This is a genomic window from uncultured Streptococcus sp., assembly GCF_938036805.1.
Taxonomy (GTDB): Bacteria; Bacillota; Bacilli; order Lactobacillales; family Streptococcaceae; genus Streptococcus.
This window is the reverse complement of sequence record NZ_CALHWC010000158.1, coordinates 1-1,841: the sequence shown is the minus strand read 5'-3', so window position 1 is coordinate 1,841 and position 1,841 is coordinate 1. Positions and strand designations below refer to the sequence as shown.

Here is a 1,841-nt window from a genome sequence, read left to right as displayed (position 1 = left end):
CGATGAAGGTATCTTTGGGAACCTTGATATAGCCCAGCTCAATCCCGTTGACAATGGCCTTTTCCATAGAACGGCCAAAGACCGCAATTTTGCGCCCTGTCTTGACAGCAGCTTCTGCTGCCTGCTGGAGGCGGAAGATGTTTGAAGCAAAGGAAGCAAAAATAATCCGTCCATGGATGCCTTCGATAATCCTCATAATAGACTGTCCAACCACTTTTTCGGAATTGGTGAAGGTCGGAACTTCAGCATTGGTCGAGTCGGACAGGAGGCAGAGGACGCCTTCCTCTCCCAGAGCGGCCATGCGGTGCAAATCAGCTGGCTCACCGACTGGTGTAAAGTCAAACTTGAAGTCACCGGTACAGACAATCTTACCCTGCGGCGTATGGATGACAATCCCCAAAGGTTCTGGAATCGAGTGGGTTGTCCGGAAGAAGGTCGCCTTCAGATTTTTAAAGGTCAACTCTGTATTTTGATTGATTTCATAGAGCTTGGCATCCCGCAAAAGTCCATGCTCTTCTAGCTTGCCACGAATGAGGGCTAGCGCCAAAGGGCCGGCATAGATAGGTACATTGGCTTGCTTGAGCAGGAAAGGAATGCCGCCGATATGGTCCTCGTGCCCGTGGGTGATGAGGACAGCTTTCACGCGATCAATATTTTCTACGATATAAGAGTAGTCGGGAATAACATAGTCGATACCCAAGAGGTCGTCTTCGGGAAATTTAATCCCAGCATCGACAATGATAATCTCATCTTGATACTCAATTCCGTAGGTGTTTTTACCGATTTCGCCCAGACCGCCAATGGCGAAAACACCAACTTCTTCTTTCTTTAAGTTATATGCCATAGTTATAACTCCGTCAATTCGAAGGCGCCTGACTCTTTTTCGTATTCAAGGTGTTTGTCAGACAAGAGCTCGATAAATTCGATATTGTATGGAGTCTTTTCTTCGACCAATTTGCGGGCTTTGATGCGGCCTTCTAATTCATTGGCAGCTTCTACTTCTAAGTAAAGGGCACGTGTTTTTTCACGGCGTGGGCTGCGTTCTTTTGTTTCTTGATAAAAAACTTTGTAAATCATTTTATTTCCTTCCATTTTTCATGATCAAGCTACAGAAAACGACAGCTAATCAGCTGTTTTCTTTTATTTAGTTTTATGAGTAGTAGATTGACCTTGATTCGATATAATTCTAACCAATTATATCATAAAACCAGCTTTTAGTAAAAGACATAGCCGAGAAAATATTGTGGAGATTTTCAGAAAAGCTTTTAAGAGGTAATCTGGATAATCAAATGACTGCTTCTCTACCCTTGTGGTCACTTTTATAGTATAATAAGAAGCAAACACTCGAGTAAGGAAGAGAATGATGAAAATTTTAGCGATGGATACGTCAAATAAGGCTCTGTCTCTAGCGATTTTAGAGAATAAGGAGATCTTGGGGCAGGTGACGCTCAATATCAAGAAAAATCATAGTATTACCCTTATGCCGGCTATTGATTTTCTGATGAATAGTCTGGATATGAAACCGACGGATTTGGATCGGATCGTGGTGGCGCAGGGACCAGGCAGCTACACAGGTCTGAGAATTGCGGTGGCGACAGCCAAGACTTTGGCGCATACCCTCAAGATTGAGCTGGTCGGTGTGTCTAGTCTGCTGGCTTTAGTCCCAGAGCAAGTGGAAGGCTTGGTCATTCCTATCATGGATGCCCGCCGCAATAATGTCTATGCTGGTTTTTATCAGTCTAGTCAGGCTGTACGGCCGGAAGCTCATATGCCTTTGGCAGAGGCGTTGGAAATAGCTGGCGCTGCTAACCAGCCAGTCACTTTTGTCGGAGAGACAGCAA

3 protein-coding genes are annotated in these 1,841 nt (G+C 44.8%); 1 reads left to right on the top strand and 2 read right to left on the bottom strand.

The genetic code is table 11. From position 1 onward, the window contains the following. Positions 1-844, bottom strand: an 844-nt coding sequence (locus tag Q0191_RS06445) for a ribonuclease J (protein WP_297664888.1), incomplete at its 3' end; no start/stop codon positions are given. Between the two features lie 2 nt (positions 845-846). After that, a complete protein-coding gene (locus Q0191_RS06440) occupies positions 847-1,077 on the bottom strand; it encodes a DNA-dependent RNA polymerase subunit epsilon (RefSeq protein WP_125383505.1) in 231 nt (76 codons plus the stop codon). A gap of 286 nt (positions 1,078-1,363) precedes the next feature. On the opposite strand from Q0191_RS06440, the gene tsaB reads away from it, so the two are divergent. Beyond that, positions 1,364-1,841: tRNA (adenosine(37)-N6)-threonylcarbamoyltransferase complex dimerization subunit type 1 TsaB (tsaB, locus tag Q0191_RS06435; protein WP_297664886.1), on the top strand; the 478-nt coding region annotated here is incomplete at its 3' end.

Coding starts and splice junctions, on each gene's coding strand:
- Q0191_RS06440 (WP_125383505.1), bottom strand. CDS start 1,077: ATGATTTACAAAGTTTTTTATCAAGAAACAAAAGAACGCAGCCCACGC.